This is a genomic window from Pseudooceanicola aquaeponti (assembly GCF_050897975.1).
Lineage (GTDB): Bacteria > Pseudomonadota > Alphaproteobacteria > Rhodobacterales > Rhodobacteraceae > Pseudooceanicola.
Genome location: NZ_JBPAXY010000007.1, coordinates 1 through 18,203 on the forward strand (window position 1 = coordinate 1; position 18,203 = coordinate 18,203).

20 protein-coding genes and 1 rRNA gene are annotated in these 18,203 nt (G+C 66.9%); 10 read left to right on the top strand and 11 right to left on the bottom strand.

The window, feature by feature from the left end; translation table 11 throughout:
* The 3 genes from rrf to ACRARE_RS17175 form a co-directional block, all read left to right on the top strand.
* Nucleotides 1–96, top strand: a 5S ribosomal RNA gene (gene rrf, locus ACRARE_RS17165); the annotation flags it as partial.
* Between the two features lie 260 nt (nucleotides 97–356).
* Nucleotides 357–1,229 carry a glycosyltransferase family 2 protein gene (locus ACRARE_RS17170; protein WP_432657692.1) on the top strand — a complete coding sequence of 291 codons (873 nt, stop codon included), beginning with the start codon at nucleotides 357–359 and terminating at the stop codon, nucleotides 1,227–1,229.
* Nucleotides 1,230–1,299: 70 nt separating this feature from the next.
* Nucleotides 1,300–1,809, top strand: coding sequence for an acyloxyacyl hydrolase (locus tag ACRARE_RS17175; protein WP_432657693.1), 510 nt, complete (start codon nucleotides 1,300–1,302; stop codon nucleotides 1,807–1,809).
* Between the two features lie 18 nt (nucleotides 1,810–1,827).
* Here the strand turns inward: ACRARE_RS17175 and ACRARE_RS17180 are convergent, their stop codons facing one another.
* Nucleotides 1,828–2,307 (bottom strand): MarR family winged helix-turn-helix transcriptional regulator, encoded by a 480-nt coding sequence (locus tag ACRARE_RS17180; protein WP_432657694.1) that lies wholly within the window; start codon nucleotides 2,305–2,307, stop codon nucleotides 1,828–1,830.
* A gap of 237 nt (nucleotides 2,308–2,544) precedes the next feature.
* On the opposite strand from ACRARE_RS17180, the gene ectA reads away from it, so the two are divergent.
* From ectA to ACRARE_RS17200, 4 genes are all read left to right on the top strand, one after another.
* The gene (gene ectA / locus ACRARE_RS17185) at nucleotides 2,545–3,084 is read left to right on the top strand and encodes a diaminobutyrate acetyltransferase (protein WP_432657695.1); all 540 of its coding nucleotides are present in this window, start codon (nucleotides 2,545–2,547) and stop codon (nucleotides 3,082–3,084) included.
* Between the two features lie 52 nt (nucleotides 3,085–3,136).
* The gene (ectB, locus tag ACRARE_RS17190) at nucleotides 3,137–4,423 is read left to right on the top strand and encodes a diaminobutyrate--2-oxoglutarate transaminase (RefSeq protein WP_432657696.1); all 1,287 of its coding nucleotides are present in this window, start codon (nucleotides 3,137–3,139) and stop codon (nucleotides 4,421–4,423) included.
* Nucleotides 4,424–4,428: 5 nt separating this feature from the next.
* Complete coding sequence (locus ACRARE_RS17195) at nucleotides 4,429–4,821, top strand: ectoine synthase (protein ID WP_085889257.1); 393 nt, start codon at nucleotides 4,429–4,431, stop codon at nucleotides 4,819–4,821.
* An 89-nt stretch (nucleotides 4,822–4,910) separates the two neighbouring features.
* Nucleotides 4,911–6,386 carry an aspartate kinase gene (locus ACRARE_RS17200; protein ID WP_432657697.1) on the top strand — a complete coding sequence of 492 codons (1,476 nt, stop codon included), beginning with the start codon at nucleotides 4,911–4,913 and terminating at the stop codon, nucleotides 6,384–6,386.
* 130 nt (nucleotides 6,387–6,516) lie between these two features.
* On the opposite strand, the gene ACRARE_RS17205 is transcribed toward ACRARE_RS17200, so the two are convergent.
* The gene (locus ACRARE_RS17205) at nucleotides 6,517–7,548 is read right to left on the bottom strand and encodes a zinc ABC transporter substrate-binding protein (protein ID WP_432657698.1); all 1,032 of its coding nucleotides are present in this window, start codon (nucleotides 7,546–7,548) and stop codon (nucleotides 6,517–6,519) included.
* A 109-nt stretch (nucleotides 7,549–7,657) separates the two neighbouring features.
* Between ACRARE_RS17205 and ACRARE_RS17210 the strand changes: the two genes are divergently transcribed.
* Genes ACRARE_RS17210 through ACRARE_RS17220 form a run of 3 tightly spaced genes read left to right on the top strand, consistent with a single transcriptional unit; the run spans nucleotide 7,658 to nucleotide 9,712 of the window.
* On the top strand, nucleotides 7,658–8,137 hold the full coding sequence (locus ACRARE_RS17210; RefSeq protein WP_432657699.1) for a Fur family transcriptional regulator: 480 nt from the start codon (nucleotides 7,658–7,660) through the stop codon (nucleotides 8,135–8,137).
* Complete coding sequence (locus ACRARE_RS17215) at nucleotides 8,134–8,907, top strand: metal ABC transporter ATP-binding protein (RefSeq protein ID WP_432657700.1); 774 nt, start codon at nucleotides 8,134–8,136, stop codon at nucleotides 8,905–8,907. Before ACRARE_RS17210 ends, ACRARE_RS17215 begins: the two co-directional genes overlap by 4 nt.
* The gene (locus ACRARE_RS17220) at nucleotides 8,900–9,712 is read left to right on the top strand and encodes a metal ABC transporter permease (protein ID WP_432657701.1); all 813 of its coding nucleotides are present in this window, start codon (nucleotides 8,900–8,902) and stop codon (nucleotides 9,710–9,712) included. Before ACRARE_RS17215 ends, ACRARE_RS17220 begins: the two co-directional genes overlap by 8 nt.
* 29 nt (nucleotides 9,713–9,741) lie before the next feature.
* On the opposite strand, the gene ACRARE_RS17225 is transcribed toward ACRARE_RS17220, so the two are convergent.
* From ACRARE_RS17225 to mreC, 9 genes are all read right to left on the bottom strand, one after another.
* On the bottom strand, nucleotides 9,742–10,266 hold the full coding sequence (locus ACRARE_RS17225) for a DinB family protein (protein WP_432657702.1): 525 nt from the start codon (nucleotides 10,264–10,266) through the stop codon (nucleotides 9,742–9,744).
* 40 nt (nucleotides 10,267–10,306) lie between these two features.
* Nucleotides 10,307–11,116 (bottom strand): division plane positioning ATPase MipZ, encoded by an 810-nt coding sequence (locus ACRARE_RS17230; protein ID WP_432657703.1) that lies wholly within the window; start codon nucleotides 11,114–11,116, stop codon nucleotides 10,307–10,309.
* 164 nt (nucleotides 11,117–11,280) lie between these two features.
* The gene (locus ACRARE_RS17235) at nucleotides 11,281–12,450 is read right to left on the bottom strand and encodes an Aq_097 family APC-type transporter (protein ID WP_432657704.1); all 1,170 of its coding nucleotides are present in this window, start codon (nucleotides 12,448–12,450) and stop codon (nucleotides 11,281–11,283) included.
* A 168-nt stretch (nucleotides 12,451–12,618) separates the two neighbouring features.
* Nucleotides 12,619–12,840, bottom strand: coding sequence for a 50S ribosomal protein L31 (gene rpmE / locus ACRARE_RS17240; RefSeq protein ID WP_432657705.1), 222 nt, complete (start codon nucleotides 12,838–12,840; stop codon nucleotides 12,619–12,621).
* Nucleotides 12,841–12,851: 11 nt separating this feature from the next.
* Nucleotides 12,852–13,229: a 50S ribosomal protein L19 gene (gene rplS / locus ACRARE_RS17245; RefSeq protein ID WP_432657706.1), complete on the bottom strand. Its 378-nt coding sequence runs from the start codon at nucleotides 13,227–13,229 to the stop codon at nucleotides 12,852–12,854.
* A gap of 329 nt (nucleotides 13,230–13,558) precedes the next feature.
* Entirely contained in the window at nucleotides 13,559–14,698 is a 1,140-nt protein-coding gene (gene rodA, locus ACRARE_RS17250; RefSeq protein WP_432657707.1) for a rod shape-determining protein RodA, read from the bottom strand.
* Nucleotides 14,695–16,641, bottom strand: coding sequence for a penicillin-binding protein 2 (gene mrdA, locus ACRARE_RS17255; RefSeq protein ID WP_432657708.1), 1,947 nt, complete (start codon nucleotides 16,639–16,641; stop codon nucleotides 14,695–14,697). Before mrdA ends, rodA begins: the two co-directional genes overlap by 4 nt.
* Nucleotides 16,638–17,186, bottom strand: coding sequence for a rod shape-determining protein MreD (locus tag ACRARE_RS17260; protein WP_432657709.1), 549 nt, complete (start codon nucleotides 17,184–17,186; stop codon nucleotides 16,638–16,640). The genes mrdA and ACRARE_RS17260 overlap by 4 nt, the downstream gene beginning before the upstream one ends.
* Nucleotides 17,179–18,150 carry a rod shape-determining protein MreC gene (mreC, locus tag ACRARE_RS17265; protein ID WP_432657710.1) on the bottom strand — a complete coding sequence of 324 codons (972 nt, stop codon included), beginning with the start codon at nucleotides 18,148–18,150 and terminating at the stop codon, nucleotides 17,179–17,181. The genes ACRARE_RS17260 and mreC overlap by 8 nt, the downstream gene beginning before the upstream one ends.
* Nucleotides 18,151–18,203: the final 53 nt, after the last annotated feature.

Sequence of the window (18,203 nt, forward strand, 5' to 3'; positions counted from 1 at the left end):
GCAAAACACCCGGTCCCTTCCCGAACCCGGAAGTTAAGTGCCGTCGCGCTGATGGTACTGCGGCTTAAGTCGTGGGAGAGTAAGTCGCCGCCAGACCTAGAAAAAATCCAAAACGATGTAAGACCTATACAAAACGCCCTGTGCCCAAAGCGCAGGGCGTTTTCATGTTTGGGGCCCCAAACAAATCCCATGCCTCCCACTCTCACTGCGCCGTCGCGACCAAAGCGATCCGCGAAAGGCCTGCGGGGACGGCGCCAAAGGCGCAGGGCCACTTGCCCGGGCGGATGCCGCGAAGGTTGCCAGCGCGCCGCGCGCCCCGTAACAGATTGGGCGATGTATCAAGCCGGAGAGCCGCGATGAGGACCGCCTGTGTCACCATGGTCTGGAAGGACGCCTTCTTCCTCGACCTCTGGGTGCGCTATTACGGGGCCCTCTTCGGACGCGAGGCCCTCTATGTGATCAGTCATGGCGGCGAGGCAGAGGTGGCGCAGATCGCCCAGGGCTGCAACGTCATCGCCATTCCCCGCGATCCCCCGGACGAGAATTTCGACGAAACCCGTTGGGACATGCTGTCGGACTGGGCCTCGGGGCTGACCCGCTATTACGATCGGGTGATCGTGGGCGATGTGGATGAGCTGATCATCTCGCTGACCCCTGGTGAAAGCCTGGCCGAGCACCTGGCCCGGGCGCCCCTGGGGCCCGTCACCGCCCCCGCGGGCTATGAGCTGATACCTGAAACCGAGGATCTGCTGGATCCGGCCCGACCGATCCTGGCGCAGGTGCCGCGCGGGCTGCTCAGCGCGTCCTATTCCAAGCCCGGCATCCTGACGGCGCCGGCCCGGCTGTCGGCGGGGGGGCATGGCTGCAAGGCGCCCTTCGCTCTGCGCCCCGAGCTGGCGCTGCTGCATCTGCGCTTTCTCAACACCGCCGAACAGGCCGAACGGCGCGCCGAGCGGATGCGCATCGCCGCCCAGGCGACCGAGGGCAGCGCCCGCGACCAGGGCAATTTCCTGCGCGGTTGGCGCAAGGCCGAAGAGATCCGCGCAAAGCTGGCCGCCCGTTTCGCCAAGGCAGCGGATGTGCCCTCGGACCAGGCGGCAGAGCGCGCCCGCCCGGTGCTGGAAGGCGCACGCAAGACCAAGGGGCCGACCCATCTGTTCAGCGTGCCGGGCGTGCGCGCGGGCGATTTCCGCCTGGTTCTGGATCCGGCGCTGCGCGAATTGTTCTGACGCGACGGTCAAAGGATGACAGCGCGCCCGCGCTGCGCTACCACCTAGGCAGCAAGAGGAGAGATCACCGATGGATGGAACCCTGGCAGTATTGTTCCTGGCCGCTGGCCTGACGGACATGGGTCTGAACCATTGCGGCGCCCAGGGCTGCATGGCCCCGGCCCCGGCCGAGCAGCGTCTGTCGTTCAGTGCCGGTCAGGTGCTGTTCCAGGAGGATCACATCTCGAACGAGATCTTCATGAAATACGACTTCGGCGCGAAGTACGGGCCCTTCCAGCCCAGCTTTGGCCTGTCGGTGACCGATGACGGCGACGCCTGGATCGGCATGGGGGCTTCCTGGACCGCCGAGCTGGATCAGCTTTACGTGCAACTGTCGCTGATGCCGGGCCTTTATGCCCAGGGCGACGGCCCGGATCTGGGCCATGTGGTGGAATTCCGCTCGGGAATCGAAGTGGGCTACGAGGCGCGCAACGGCTGGCGCTATGGTCTGCTCTATGACCACCGCTCGAACGCCGAGCTGTCGGGCACCAACCCCGGCATGGAAACCCTTCAGTTCCGCGTCAGCGTTCCGCTGCGCTGAACTCGCGGCGCGCCTGTCTCAGGACGGGCGCCCCTTGATATCGCCGGTATCCAGCACCGGCGAGGCATCCATATCCTCGGCATCCAGCATCGTCGCCACGCGTTCCAGCGAGGCGACCAGCTGGGCCTGCTCCCAATCTTCCAGCGATTCGAACTTGCGCACGTAGCGTTGTTGCAGCGGGTCGGGCGCATTGGCCAGGGTTTCCCGGCCCAGCTCGGTCACGGCGATGTTCATCTGCCGCCGGTCCACCTCAGAGCGCTCGCGGGTCAGCATCCCCTGCCTTTGCAGCTTGTCCAGCAGCGCGGTGATGGTGCCCTGGGTGACCCCCATCTGAACCGACAGCGCCTTGGGCGTGGTCAGCCCCTTCTCGGCCACCAGTTGCAGCACGCGGAATTGCACCGGGGACAGGCCCGCGGCCTGTGCCAGTTCCTTCCCGAAAAGCTCTGTCGCGCGCAGGATTCGCCGTAGCGCGATCAGGCTGTCATCTGTGCGGTCCATGCCCGTCAGCCCCAATCTTGCAGTCCTCAAAGGATCGCATTCTGAGCCGGGGAAGGCAATTCTTTGCTTATCCATGTCAATTTTGCTACGCATGGCTTAGCATATTCGGTGTTTCTTGGGTCAAATCAAGGGGAGAGCCCTTATAAACAAGGCCTGGGGAAGAAAATTACTTTGAGTGGTTGAAATATCTCGCTCTGCATCTATTTTGACTGGCGAAGCAACAAGAGTGCGAGACACATGCTTGACGGAAGCGGAACACTTCGACCGACGAACCTGACCCTGCGGAAACCCACCTCCGAGGATGGCTCCGACATCTGGGAGCTCGTGCGCGCGTGCAAACCGCTCGACGAGAACTCGATGTACTGCAACCTGGTGCAATGCGATCACTTCGCCGACACCTGCGTGCTGGCGGAAGAGGCAGAGAAGGGCGTGATCGGCTGGATCTCGGGCCATATGGTCCCGAGCGAGCCCGGTACGCTGTTTGTCTGGCAGGTGGCGGTTTCGGCCGAGGCCCGCGGTATGGGCCTGGGCGGCAAGATGCTGTCGCATCTGGTGAATCGCGATGGTCTGGGTGTGACCCGGATCAAGACGACGATCACCGAGGACAACGCCGCCTCCTGGGCGCTGTTCCGACGCTTCACCGAACGCATGGGCGGCACGCTGAGCGACGTGCCCCATTACACCGAGGATGACCACTTCAACGGTCACCACGACACCGAGCACATGGTCACCATCGACCTGGCCTCGGGTGCGGCTGAGGCGGCCAAAGCCGCCTGAGCCCCTGCGCGCTCCTACTCCCCCCCAAAATCGAACCCCCAGAGGTAACCCCATGACGACTGTCACGACAGCCGACAAAGAGATTTTTGCACGACGTGAGTCCGAGGCGCGCAGCTATTGCCGCAGCTTCGACACCGTCTTCACCAAGGCCAGCGGGTCGATCATGACCGACGCGGAAGGGCACGAGTACATCGACTTCCTCGCCGGTTGCTCCTCGCTGAACTACGGCCACAACGACCCCGACATGAAGGCCGCGCTGATCGAGCACATCAGCAATGATGGCATCGCCCATGGCCTGGATATGTACACCGAGACGAAGTCGGCCTTCCTGCAAAGCTTCGAGGAGAACATCCTGAAACCGCGCGGCATGGATCATAAGGTGATGATGGTCGGCCCCACGGGCACCAACGCCGTCGAGGCGGCGATGAAGCTGGCGCGCAAGGTGACGGGGCGCAGCAACATCATCGCCTTCACCAACGGTTTCCATGGCATGACCCTTGGCGCCCTGGCTGCCACCGGCAACGAGGGCAAGCGCGGCGGCGCGGGCATGGACCTGCACGGCGTGACCCGGATGCCCTATGAAGGCGCCTTTGGCGAGGACGTGGATACCCTGGCGCTGATCGAACAGATGCTGGAGAATCCCAGCTCGGGCATCGACGCCCCCGCGGCCTTCATCCTGGAGCCTGTGCAGGGCGAGGGCGGTCTGAACGCCGCCTCGAAGGAATGGATCGAAGGCATCGGCCGCCTTGCGAAGAAGCACGGCGCGCTGCTGATCCTGGATGACATCCAGGCGGGCATCGGTCGCACCGGCACCTTCTTCTCTTTCGAAGAGATGGACGTGCAGCCGGACCTGGTGCCGATGGCCAAGTCGCTGTCGGGGATGGGCCTGCCCTTCGCCGCGCTGCTGGTGCGCCCGCAGCACGATGTCTGGAAGCCCGCCGAACACAACGGCACCTTCCGCGGCAACACCCATGCCTTCGTCACCGCCCGCGTGGCGATCGAGAAGTTCTGGGGCGATGACGCCTTCCAGAAGGACATCGAGACCAAGGCCGCGATCCTGGCCGAAAGCCTGCGCGAGATCGCCAAGGAGATTCCCGGGGCCACCGTCAAGGGCCGTGGCATGATGATGGGTGTCGACGTCGGCTCGGGCGAGCTGGCGGGTGACATCTGCGCCGAGGCCTTCCGCCAGGGCCTGATCATTGAAACCTCGGGCGCCCATGACGAAGTCGTCAAGGTGCTGGCCCCCCTCACCACGCCGGTGGAGACCTTCGGCAAGGGTCTGAAGATCCTTGCCGAAGCCGCCGCCAAACAGAACCAGATGCAAATCGCAGCGGAGTAACCCCGATGATTGTTCGCGACTTCAACAAGATCACCAAGGACGAAAAAGACCGCGTCGTGTCGGACGCCAACTGGACCAGCGTGCGGATGCTGCTGGCCGACGACGGCATGGGCTTTTCCTTCCACATCACCTTCCTGGACGCCGGGTCGGAGCATACGTTCCACTACAAGAACCACTTCGAAAGCGTCTACTGCATGAAGGGCAAGGGCCGGATCACCGACCTGGCCACCGGCGAGACCCACGAGATCGTGCCGGGCGTGATGTACGCGCTGAACGAGCATGACAAGCATACGCTGGTCGCCGACGAAGAGCTGGTCATGGCCTGCTGCTTCAACCCGCCGGTCACCGGCAACGAGGTGCACCGCGAAGACGGTTCCTACGCGCTGGAAGACGCATAAGGCGCGGGCCGGGGCGTGCGGCCCCGGCCCCCTTTCTTCCCCCCCAAATCAAGGAGCTCGGCCAGAGACAAGGGCCGGGAGACCCCCAAGTGACACTTGCGAATCATACTGTTGAGAAGATCGGCGGCACCTCGATGTCGAAGGTGCACGAGCTGCGCGACAGCCTGCTGATCGGGAATACGGACAACCCCTATGGTCGGGTCTTCGTCGTCTCGGCCTTCGGTGGCATCACCAACCTGCTGCTGGAGCACAAGAAGTCGGGCCAGCCCGGTGTCTATGCGCTGTTCTCCAACGACGACAACGCCCATGGCTGGCTGGACGCCCTGTCGGACGTGGCCGCCGCGATGCGCGAGGCGCACGGCGCCGTGCTGGAGCATCCCGCCGACATCCACGCCGCCGACGAGTTTGTGCGCGAACGGATCGAGGGCGCGCGCTCCTGCCTCTTCGACCTGCAACGGCTGTGCTCTTACGGGCACTTCCGCCTGTCGGACCACATGATGGATATCCGAGAGCTGCTCTCGGGCCTGGGCGAGAGCCATTCGGCCTTCGTCACCGTGTTGATGCTGCAACGCGCGGGCGTGAACGCACGCCTGGTGGACCTCAGCGGCTGGCGCGATGAAAGCGAGCTGACCCTGGAAGAGCGCATCAAGGCGGGCTTCGACCAGGTCGATTTCGCAACCGAACTGCCCATCGTCACCGGCTATGCCCAGTGCACCGAGGGCCTGATGCGCGAGTTCGACCGCGGCTATTCCGAGGTGACCTTTGCCAATATCGCCGCCATCACCGGCGCGGGCGAGGCGATCATCCACAAGGAATTCCACCTGTCCTCGGCCGACCCGAACCTGGTCGGCGCCGAGGCGGTGCGCAAGCTGGGCCATACCAACTACGACGTGGCCGACCAGCTGTCGAACCTGGGGATGGAGGCGATCCACCCCAAGGCGGCCAAGATCCTGCGCAAGGCGGGGATCTCGCTGCGGGTGGCCAATGCCTTTGAGCCGCAGGATCCGGGCACCCTGATCGACGAGGCCGAGGCCGAGACCGCCACGGTCGACATCGTCACCGGGCTGGGCGTGGTCGCGCTGGAGGTCTTCGAACAGGACATGGTCGGCGTGAAGGGCTACGACCAGACGATCCTCGAGGTGCTGGCGCGCCACAAGGTGCGCATCGTGTCCAAGGCGTCCAACGCCAACACGATCACCCACTACCTGGATGCGCCGCTGAAGACGATCCGCCGGGTCGAGCGGGATCTGTCCGCCGCCTTCCCCAATGCCAGCCTGAAGATCAACCGCCTGGGTCTGGTCTCGGCCATCGGCCGGTCGCTGGCGGGGCTGGATGTGACAGAACGCGGGCTGACCGCGCTGCGCGAAGGGGGCGTCAAATGCCTGGCCGTGCAGCATGTGCCGGGCAGCGTCGATGTGCAGTTCCTGGTGGCGCAAGAGGCCGAGGACAAGGCGATCACGCTTCTGCACGCGGCCCTTGTCGAGACGGCCGAGGCCAAGGCGGCCCCGCAGGTAGAGCCCGAGGCCAAGGCACAGGCCGCAGCCAAGACGCTGCAAGCGGCCTGAGGCCCCAGATCGCCCGGTCCGGCGCGCGAGGCGCGGCGCCGGACCGGGCCCCCGTTGGGGGGAAACCGTCCGTGGGTCATCCTGCGGGCGGTTTCATTTGTAGGACCCCCTCCGCGGGGGTGGGCCTGGCTCAGCCTTTGCAGGTGAGGAAGCTTTTGGCCATGCCCTCCAGCAGCGCCGGGTAAAGGTCGGGACCCGCCGACAGGGCGCTGCCCAGCGGGTCGATCTCGACCAGCTTGCCGTCGCTTTCCTCGAAGACGCTGCCCGCCAGCCCGGCGCCGAACTGCGGCTCGGTGAACAGGCAATCGACCCCGGCCGCGCTGACCTTGTCGCGCAGGGCGGCGACCCGGGCCGCACTGGGGGCGGTGGCGTCGCTGTCGGTGACCGCCCCGGCAGAGGTCAGGTCGAAGCGGTTTTCGAAATACTGGTAGGCGTCGTGATAGACCAGAAAGCGGATCGGCGCCGCGGCGGCCAGCTCTTCGGCGATGCGGGCGCTTTGGGCGGCCAGATCGGCGCGGGCGGCCTCGGCATTGGCGCGGTAGGTGGCGGCGTTCTCGGGGTCGGCGGCGGCCAGGGCCTCGGCCATGCCCGTCAGCCAGACACGGGCGTTTTCCGGGTCAAGCCAGCCGTGCGGGTCCAGCCCTTCGTGCACATGGCCCTCATGGCCCGGTTCAACGACGTGCTCGTCGTGCTCTGCGTGATCCTCGTCGTGCCCGTCGTCGTGATCATGCCCGTCCTCGTGGTCGTGCCCTTCCTCATGGTCGTGGTCCTCTTCCTGCCCGGGCAGGTGGTGCACCTCCAGCTCGGCGCCCTGGCGGAAGGCCAGGTGGGTGACCCCGGGCAGCTCCATCAGTTCCACGGTTTGGCCGTGGTCGGGCAGGGTGGTCAGCGGGCGCGCCAGCCAGGGGGTCAGCGCCTCGCCCACCCAGAAGACCAGATCGGCCTCTTGCAGGGCCCGCGCCGCCGAGGGGCGCATCGCGTAGCCATGGGGCGAGGCGCCGGGCGGCAGCACCAGGTCGGGGGCGCCCAGATCGCCCATCACCATGGCCGCCAGGGAATGGACCGGGGCAATATCGGTCACCACCTGCGGCACCTCCGCGGCGGCCCAACCGGCCGAGGCGGCCAATGCCAGGGCCGCGCTGTTCAACTCTTTGAGGATCATCGCTCTACCTATCTCACCCTATCTCAGGATCGTTACAATGTAACATTGACCGGCTTGATAGCGGAGACTCTATAACATATCAAGGAGCCGAGTTTCCAAGGAGGCGGCGATGGAGTCGAGCGGTTTCGCAAAGCATGATCACGGGGCCTGTATCCGCGACGGGGTGGCCCTGGTGGATGAACGCTGCCGTGAGCAGGGGTTGCAGTTTACCCCGGTGCGGCGCCGCGTGCTGGAGCTGTTGCTGGAGGGGCACCGGGCGCTTGGCGCCTATGACATCCTCGACCGGCTGCGCGAAGAGGGGCTGGGCAGCCAGCCCCCCGTGGCCTATCGCGCCCTGGATTTCCTGGTGAAGAACGGCTTCGCCCACAAGATCGAGCGGCTGAACGCCTTCGTCGCCTGCACCTGTCCCGGCGCCCATCATGCGCCCGCCTTCCTGATCTGCCGCAGCTGCGACAAGGTGGCCGAGGCCGAGCTGGACATGCGCCAGGGGCGCCTGGGCGAAAGCGCGGCCGAGCTGGGCTTTGTCATCGAACGGGCCGTGGTCGAGGCCGAGGGGCTGTGCCCCAATTGCCGCGGCGCCGCTGCGTGAGCGCCGCGCCGCTGATCTGCCTGACCGGCGCCCATGCCGCCCTGGGCGGGCAAGAGGTGCTGAGCGGCGTCGACCTGCGCATCGACCGGGGCGAGATCGTCACCATCGTCGGCCCGAACGGCTCGGGCAAATCCACCCTGATGCGGGTGATCATCGGCGCCCTGCCGCTGCGCCGGGGCAAGGTGACCCGCGCGCCGGGGCTGCGCATCGGCTATGTGCCGCAAAAGCTGCATATCGACCCGACCCTGCCGATGAGCGTCCGCCGCTTCCTGTCGCTGCCCAACCGGGTCAGCGATGCCGAGGCGACCGAGGCCCTGGCCCATGCGGGCGGCGCGGGCCTGGAGGGGCGGCAGATGTCGGATCTGTCGGGCGGCCAGTTCCAGCGCGTGCTGCTGGCCCGGGCCCTGCTGACCCGCCCCGACCTGCTGATCCTCGACGAGGCCACCCAGGGGCTGGACCAGCCCGGCTCTGCCGCCTTCTACCGGCTGATCGAACGGCTGCGGGCCGAGCTGAACTGCGGGGTGCTGATGGTCAGCCATGAATTGCACGTGGTGATGGCGGCGTCCGACCGGGTGATCTGCCTGAACCATCACGTCTGTTGCGAAGGCGCGCCCGAACATGTGGCCAGCGCGCCGGAATACCGCGCGCTTTTCGGCACCGGTACCCAGGGGGCGCTGGCGCTGTACCGTCACCAACATGACCACCATCACGACGATGGCTGCGGCCATGATCATGACCACGACCACGCACACGAGGCCCCCGATGCTTGACGATTTCCTGCTGCGCGCGGCCCTGGCCGGGCTGGGGGTGGCGCTGGCGGCGGGCCCCTTGGGCTGCCTGGTGGTCTGGCGGCGCATGGCCTATTTCGGCGATGCCACGGCCCATGCGGCAATCCTGGGGGTGGCCCTGGCCCTGGCCTTCGACCTGTCGGTCTTTTCCGGCGTGCTGGTGGTGTCACTGCTGATGGCCACGCTGGTCTCGACCCTGTCGGGACGGGGCTTTGCCATGGACACGCTTCTGGGGGTGCTGGCCCATTCGGCGATCGCCTTTGGCCTGGTGGCGGTGTCTTTCCTGTCGGGCGTGCGGATCGACCTGATGGCCTATCTTTTCGGTGACATCCTGGCGGTCTCGAAGGGCGATCTGGCGATCATCTGGGGCGGCGCGGTGCTGGTGCTGGGGCTGCTGGCCTGGCGCTGGCAGGCGCTGCTGACGGCGACGCTGAACCCCGATCTGGCCCAGGCCTCTGGGCTGGATCCCCGGCGCGAGCAGCTGGTGCTGACCGTGGCCTTGGCGCTGGTGGTGGCGGTGGCAATCAAGGTCGTGGGCTCGTTGCTGATCGCGGCGCTGCTGATCATCCCGGCCGCCGCCGCGCGGCCCTTCGCCAGAACGCCCGAGGGGATGGCCCTGACTGCCGCCGGCATCGGCGCGGTCTCGGCGCTTGGGGGGCTTCAAGGGTCGCTGTGGTTCGACACGCCCACGGGGCCGACCATGGTTTGCCTGGCCGCGCTGCTGTTCCTGGCCACCCTGCTGCTGGACGCCCTGCGGCGCGGCTGGCGCCAGCGCCGCGCAGGCTGATCCCGGGGCGGTCTCGTCGCCGCGCGGGTCTAGCCCAGGTAGTCCAGGGCTGAGGGGGCGCGGTCGTAGTCCAGATAAAACTCGTCCAGCTGCGGCGGCAGGATGCCGGTGGTTTGCAGCTGCACATGGGCCTGACCGCGATGGTGGATCTGGTGCTGGAAGAGGTGCAGCAACAGCATCTCGACCCGCTCGGGCACCGGGCCGCTGTCGCGCTCGGTGATCCGCGTCTCGGCCAGCCCCTCGGGGGTCAGCGCGTCGCAGAAGGCACAAAGCCTGGCGTCGCTGTCGGCCTGGGCCTGGGCCAGGGTCGGCACGTCGCGGGTCTCGGCGCGGTCGCGCAGCGCCGCGCCCTGGCCGCCGCCGGTCAGCGCGTCGATATAGTAGAGATCCACCGTATGGATATGGTTCATCGTCGCCCGCAGCGTGGGGAAGAACCCGGGCCGCTTTTGCCGGAACTCGACCGGACCCATGCCGCGCATGGCGTGATAGAACCGGGCATTGGCCCAGGCATTGTTCAGCGCCATCAGGCGGTAGGGGCGGGTGGCGTCGGTCATGTCTGCGTCCTTTCCGGGGCTCCGGGGGCGCGCGCGGGACTTAGAAGTCGACCTTCACCCCGGGCAGATCCAGGGCCTTGATCAGGTCGCGCATTTCCTGCCGCGCGGCGATGTTGGAAATGTTCAGGCTGGAAACGCCCATGTCCTTCAGGTCGAGCAGGGTCAGCCCCTTGGGGAACAGCTCGCGGAAGATCACCCGCTCGGAGAAGCCGGGCGCGACACGGAAACCGATGCGCTTTGCCAGCCGCTCGATCGCCGCTTCCATCTTCTTCTTGTTGGTCATCGCCTGGGCGCCGACGCGGTTGCGCAGCACGACCCAGTCGATGGGCTTCAGCCCGGCCTTGGCGCGCAGCTGCCGCGCCGCCCAGACCATCTCGGAATAGACCGAGGGGCCAAGGATTTTTTCGCCCTCGCTGTCGATCCGCGCCAGCAGGTCGAAATCGACGAAACTGTCGTTCAGCGGCGTCACCAGGGTATCGGCCAGCGAATGGGCGTTCTGGCTGAGGCGGGTGTGCGAGCCGGGGCAGTCGATCAGGATGAAATCCGCCTGCGGCTCGTGCAGCTCCATCGCGCGGGCCAGCTGGGCGTCGAAGATGTTCTCGCCCGGCTTCAGGGTGCTGGCGTCCACCTCGGGCAGTTCGCAGAATTTCGGCGAAGGCAGGTCGAGCCCGGCTTTCTTCAGCGTTTCCATGCGGTTGGCCGTATAGCGGGCAAAGCTGCGCTGGCGCAGGTCGAAATCGAACGCGTGCACGCGGTGCCCCATGCGGGCCAGCGCGGTGCCGATATGCATAGAGACGGTGGACTTGCCCGCCCCGCCCTTTTCGTTACCGACGACGATGATATGTGCCACGTTGCGTTCCCGGGAAGAGAGGGGGCGCCGACCCTCGGGCGGCGCGGGTTCTTTCCTTCCGCATACGGGATCGGGGGCGGGGACGGCAAGATCTCGCTGGGAAGGAAAACCGATTTCTCTGCAACTGCATCCTGGGGGTCGCAGGGGCGCTGCAGGTGCGCGGCTCAGCCCTCGACCGGCTGGCCGAAAAGGGCGATGGCGGCGGCCAGCGCGGCCAGGGCGATCCACAGGGCGCGGCGCGGCCCCTGCCCATGGCGGGCGGCGATCACCGTCTGCACCATGTAGTACAGGGCAAAGGCCCGCGAGGCGTAAGAGATGATCTGGAAGACATCCGCGCTCCAGGTCAGGGCAAGGCCCGCCAGGCACAGCACCAGATAGCCCTGGCGGGCGCTGATGCGTTGGCCGCTCAGCTCTGCGATCAGCCCGCCAGAGCCGCCGGTATCGGCTACCGCCGCGCTGAACTGTGCCGCCAGGGCCGCCCCGATCAGCATCAGCGGCAAGAGGGGCGAGACGTCGCGCATCATGTCGATCACCGCGGTCTCGCTTAGGGCGCCTGCGGGCACATGGTGGGCATAGACCAGCAGCAGCACGTAGACCACATAGATGGCCGTCGCCACCCCCTGCGCCAGGCGCATGGACCGGATGCGCGTGCCCGCGTCATAGCTGTCGCCCAGGTAGCGCGAGGTTTCGAACCCCTGCACCGTCACCAGCAGGCCAAAGCCCAGGGTCAGCGCGCCCCAGCCCTGCTCGGCGCCCTGCGGCAGGAACAGGGCGTCGGTCTGCGCCGCCCCGGCAAAGAAGATCGCCAGCCCGGTCAGCAGCCCGGCGATGATCGCCAGCTTCAGGGTCACGGTCAGGTATTCGGCGCGCTCTAGCATGGCAAAGCCGCGCCCGTAGCCCAGCCCCAGGATCAGCACGAAGATGGCCGAGGTGACCAGCCGCGCGGGGGTCTCGCCCTGCCAGGGGCCCAGCTTGACCGCGAAACTGCCGAAGAGGTTCAGGTAATAGGCGACCGAGATCACATAGGCGAAGGCCAGCAGGGCCGAGGCCAGCTGCTCGATCCGGGGTTCTGGGCCGGGCCTGTCGCCCAGCCGGGCGATATTGGCCCGGATCGCGGCGCCGAACCCCCAGGCGGCCAGGCACAGCAGGGCCATCATCGCGGGCGCCCAGGCGCCGAAGCCATGGGCCAGGATCGGCCCCAGCACCAGAAAGCCCGAGCCGATGATCGAGGCCAGCGGCGTGACCATGGCGCGCCAGGTGGGCCAGTGGCGCAGCCTGGGCAGCCACAGCAGGGCACCGGCGATCAGGGTCAGGGCAAGGATGGCTGGGGTCATCGGGTCGGTCCGCGTGGTACTGGCCCGACGGGCCTAGCCCCGGCGCGGTACGGGGGCAAGGGGCGGGGGTGTCCCGGACGCCGCCGGGTCCGGCAGGACCGGGCGCGCGGAATGCGAAAAGGGCCCGCCGATGGCGAGCCCTTTCCAAAACAAACGAGGCGGGGGCGATCAGAAGCCCAGGCCGGCGTATTTGTTCTTGAACTTCGACACGCGGCCGCCGGCGTCCAGCAGGCGCGAGTTGCCGCCGGTCCAGGCCGGGTGCACGGTCGGGTCGATGTCCAGCGACATGGTGTCGCCTTCCTTGCCCCAGGTCGAACGCATCTTGATGATCGTGCCGTCGGTCATCTTCACGTCGATGAAGTGGTAGTCGGGATGGGTATCCTTTTTCATGACGCGGCTCCTTACGCTTCGGCTTTGGGTTTGTAGTTGGTGACTTCCGCGATACGGGCGGATTTACCGCGACGCGAACGCAGGTAGTACAGCTTGGCGCGACGGACGCGGCCGCGGCGCACAACTTCGATGCTGTCGATGTTGGTCGAGTAGAGCGGGAACACACGTTCCACGCCTTCACCGAAGGAAATCTTGCGGACGGTGAACGAACCGGCAATGCCCGAACCATTCTTGCGGCTGATGCAGACGCCTTCGTAGTTCTGCACACGGGTGCGCGTGCCTTCGGTCACCTTGTAGCCGACACGGATCGTGTCACCGGCTTTGAAATCGGGGATGGATTTCCCCAGGGAAGCGATCTGTTCCGCTTCCAGCTGTGCGATCAGGTCCATCGCATGTCTCCTATCTGCTCGCGGTTGGTCCGCGAAGGTCATTTCCGCCCCAGAGCTCCGCTCTTCGTCCGGGTCCCGGCCCTGATCGGATCAGGGGCAGCCCGGCGGAGGTACAGGTCGCCGTTTGCTTGCTCTGTCCCGACCGGCCGCACCGAAGACGCGGGGCCATGGGCCACAAGGGACAGGTCCGGCTGGCCGATTCCGGCCCCGGACAGGCGGCGTATAGGCGATGCCCCCCCGCAGGGCAAGGGGTTTGACGGCCCCGCGCCCCTTGTTTCGCGCGCTTTGGTAGGGGCGGCGGCGCCTGGAGAGGGCCGTCAGCGCGGCCCTTAGCGTGGCTTGTGGATATGGGCGCTTTGCACCAGGCCGAAGGCCAGCATCAGCACCAGCATGGCAGAGCCGCCATAGCTGACCAGCGGCAGCGGCACGCCCACCACCGGCGCCAGGCCCATCACCATGGACATGTTCACCGCGAAGAACAGGAAGAAGGTGGTGGCGATGCCCAGGGTCATCAGCGAGGCATAGCGGTTCTGGTTGTTCATCGCCGAGCCGACGCAGAAGACCATGATCAGCGCATAAAGCGCCAGCAGCGAGACCGAGCCGACAAAGCCGAATTCCTCGGCCAGGGTGGTGAAGATGAAGTCGGTGTGTTTCTCGGGCAGGAAGTTCAGCCGCGATTGCGTGCCCTGCATATAGCCCCGCCCGGTCCAGCCGCCCGAGCCCAGGGCGATCTTCGACTGGGTGATGTGATAGCCCGCGCCCAGCTGGTCCTTGGAGGGGTCAAGGAAGGTGTCGATGCGGCGGAACTGGTAATCCTTGATCAGCTGCCAGTCGGTGCCCCGGCTTTGGAACACCGCCCAGACCAGGCCCACGGCGCCGGTGATCACGCTGGCGAAATAGGCCCAGTGGACGCCCGCCAGGAACATCACCGCCCCGCCGCCGGTCAGCAGCAGGATCGCGGTGCCCAGGTCGGGCTGTTTCACCACCAGGAAGGTGGGCAACAGGATGATCAGCACCGGGATCAGCACCCACAGGGGGTGGCTGACCTTCTTCATCGGCAGCCAGTCGTAATAGGCGGCCAGGAACATCACCAGCGAGATCTTCATCAGCTCGGAGGGTTGCAGCCGCATGAAGCCCAGGTTGATCCAGCGCTGGGCGCCCATGCCCACATGGCCGAAGAACTCGACATAAAGCAGCAAGAGCAGCGACAGCCCATAGGCCACGCCCGAGACATTGCGCCAGAACCACACCGGCACCATGGCGATGACGAACATGCCGACCAGGCCCATGGCGAAGCGCTTCATCTGCGGTTCGGCCCAGGGCGACAGGCTGCCACCGGCGACGGAATAGAGCATCAGGAACCCCACCGAGGCCACGGCGGTCAGCAGCAGCACCAGCGGCCAGTTCAGGTACAGCACCTTGCGCAGGCCGGTGGGCGTCGTCTTGACGGCATATTCAAGATAACTCATGCGCGGCTCTTCGTGTCCTGGTCCAGATCGGGGCGCAGGGCGCGCAGGCGTTCCTGCTGCGCGGCGATCCGGTCGCGATCCTTGGCGGGGTAGGCGTCCAGCGGCGGATCGCCCTGGTACAGCGCCTGTAGGGTGATGTCGCGGGCGATGGGCGCCGCCACCGACGAGCCGCCGCCGCCATGTTCCACCACCACCGCCACGGCGACCTTGGGGTCGTCATAGGGGGCGAAATCCACCCACAGGGCGTGGTCGCGCCGTTCCCAGGGCAGATCGTCGTTCGAGGTGACCCCCGCCGCGCGTTCGGCGGCGGTGATGTTGCGCACCTGGCTGGTGCCCGACTTGCCCGCCATGCGCATCTCTTCGGCGATGATCCGGCTGGAATAGCCGGTGCCCTTGCGGCTGTTGGACACTTCGTACATGCCGTTGCGCACATAGTTCAGATGCATCGGGTTCAGCCCCAGGCTCTCGCCCGAGCCGGAGGGCTGTTCGACCCCGTCGATCGACTTGATCAGCCGTGGCGTGACCATGCGCCCCGTCGCCACCCGCGCGGTCATCACCGCCAGTTGCAGCGGCGAGGCCAGCACGAATCCCTGGCCGATCGAGGCGTTGACCGTGTCGCCGATCAGCCAGTCCTCGCCCCGCACTTCCTTTTTCCAGGCCTTGGTGGGCGCCAGCCCCGAGGCCACCGCCGACAGCGGCAGGTCGTGGCGGATGCCCAGGCCCAGCCGGTTGGCCATGGCCGAGATCTTCTCGATGCCGACGCGGCTGGCGACCTCGTAATAGAAGACGTCGCAGCTTTCGCGCAGGGACTGGGCCAGGTTCACATGGCCGTGGCCGCCGCGTTTCCAGCAGTGGAAGCGGCGGTTCGCCACCTCCAGGTAGCCACCGCACCAGAAGGTTTCTTCCGGGGTCAGCTGCCCGTCTTCCAGGGCCGCCAGGGCCACCACCATCTTGAAGGTCGAGCCGGGCGGGTAGATGCCCTGCACCGATTTCGCCGCCAGCGGGCGGTGATCGTTCTGGGTCAGGGCGCGGTAGTCGCTGACCGAGATGCCGCGCACGAAAAGGTTGGGGTCGAAACTGGGGGCCGAGCCGACGGCCAGCAGGTCGCCATTGGTGGTGTCGATCACCACCGCCGCCGCGCTTTCCTCGCCCAGGCGGGCCTGGACGTAGTTCTGCAACATCACATCGGTGGTCAGTTGCAGGTTGGCCCCGGCCTGGCCTTCCTGGCGGTCCAGCTCGCGCATCACCCGGCCCACGGCGTTGACCTCGACCCGGCGGGTGCCGGCCGAGCCGCGCAGGTTGTCTTCCATCCGCGCCTCAAGGCCCACCTTGCCGATCTGGAAACGCGGGATGCGCAGCACCGGGTCGGGGTCTTCGATCTTCGACAGGTCGTAGTCGGACACGGGGCCCACATAGCCCACCACATGGGCGAAATCCTGGCCCAGCGGGTAGAAGCGCGACAGGCCCACATCCGGGGTGATTCCGGGCAGGGCGGGGGTGTTGACCGCGATCTTGCTGACGTCTTCCCAGCTGACCCTCTCGGCCAGGGTGATGGGCAGGAAGGGGGCGGACCGGTCCATCTCGGCCCGGGCGCGCTCCAGGTCGTCGGGGTCCAGCGGGATCAGCTGCGACAGCCGCGCCAACACGCTGTCCACATCGCCCGCATCCTCGCGCACGATGGTGATCCGGTAGGCCGGTTCGTTGCGGGCAATGGCCATGCCGTTGCGGTCGAAGATCTCGCCCCGTGCGGGCGGGATCAGGCGCAGGTTGATGCGGTTTTCCTCGGCCAGCATCCGGAACTGGTCGGCCTGGTCGACCTGAAGGTGGCGCATCCGCCAGCCCAGAAGCCCCATGAAGCCAAGCTGCACACCCCCCAGCAGGGCGGCGCGGCGGGTCAGGCGGCGGCCCGAGACCTGTTGATCGCGAGGGGTACGAGCGCTCATATCCGGTGTCCCAGGCTGTCGACCTCGCCCAGGGCCGCGCGGCGCAGGCCGAAGAAGGCGGCCGAAAGGGCGGCGAGGATCGGGTGGAAAAGGGCGGTCATGACCAACTGCGACAGGGTCACGGGCAAGGGGGGCTTGTCGAGGAAGAACAGGCCAAGCGCCAGCCAGTAGCCCAGCAGGACGCAGGCGGCGGCCACGGCGGCGGTCAGCCATTCGGTGGCGAAGGTGCGGTCGCGCATGGTGCGGGCCCGGCGCTGCGTGCGGTAGATCACATAGGTGGCGATGGCGGCCATCAGGCCGGGCGGGCGCATCTGCAACAGGTCCGACAGCAGGAAGATGGCGGCGATCAGCGGCAGCGGTGCCAGTTCCGGGCGGCGCAGCGACCAGACCAGGGTCAGCCCCAGCAGAAGGTCGGGCCCGGCCCAGAGGCGCGGCACGGTTTGCAGCGGCAGCAGCGACAGCATGATCAGCCCCAGGCACAGCGCCGCATAGGCGCCGCGCAGGGCCCATTGCCGGGTGGCCGAGGTGCGGATCGCGTCAGCCATCGACCCCTCCGGCGGCCATGGGCAGGGCCTCGGGCAGGGCGGCTCCCTCCTCGGGCGCTGCCGCGCCCTCTTCGGGGGCGGGCATGGGGGGCAGGGCGGCGCTGCCGCCGGGCAGGATCATGCCGCCCGGCTGGCTCAGGGCTTCGGTGCCCAGGTGGCGCAGCACCCGCAGGAATTCCAGCCGTTCGTAATCCGCCGACAGGCGCACCCGCAGGCGGCCCGACTTGTCCTCGGCCACCTGGCCAACCAAGAGCCCCGCCGGGAAGACCCCGCCGTCGCCCGAACTGACCACCCGGTCGCCGGGGCGCACAAGGTCGTTGTCCTCGATGAAATCCAGCGCCGGGGCGGCGGTATTGTCGCCCATCACCATGGCGGTCTGGCCCGAGGGCTGGATCGTCACCGGCAGCCGCGAGGAGGTGTCGGTCAGCAGGATCACCCGGCTGATCTTCGCCCCAACCCCCGAGATCCGGCCCACCAGGCCGATCCCGTCCATCGCCGCCCAGCCGTCGACGATGCCGTCGCGGGCGCCGATGTTCAGCAGCACCGACTGCCGGTAGGGCGAGCCCGCATCGGCCATCACCACCCCGGTGATATAGGTCAGCCGCGGATCCAGCTGCACGTTGTTCAGATCCAGCAGTCGGGCGTTTTCCTGTTCCAGCTGAAGCGCGGCCTCTTTCCAGGCCTTCATCTGCTGCAACTCGCGGCGCAGCTCGTTGTTCTGTTCGACGATGCGCTGGTAGCTTTGGAAATCGCGCACCAGGTTCACCGCGCCGGTCACCGGCGCCATGGCCCAGTCCATCGAGGGCATCACCCGGTCGATCACCTGGGCGCGGAAGCGTTCGACGCGCGGGCTGTCGATGCGCCAGACCAGGAAGATCGCGATCAGCAGCAGCAAGATCACGGACAGGATCAACCGCCGGAGCGGGGTGATATAGTCCTCGTCCTGTGATCTGTCCTTGGCCATATGGACCCCCAGAAAGACAGGGAAACGGCCCGTGCGAGGCCCGTTGTCAGGTC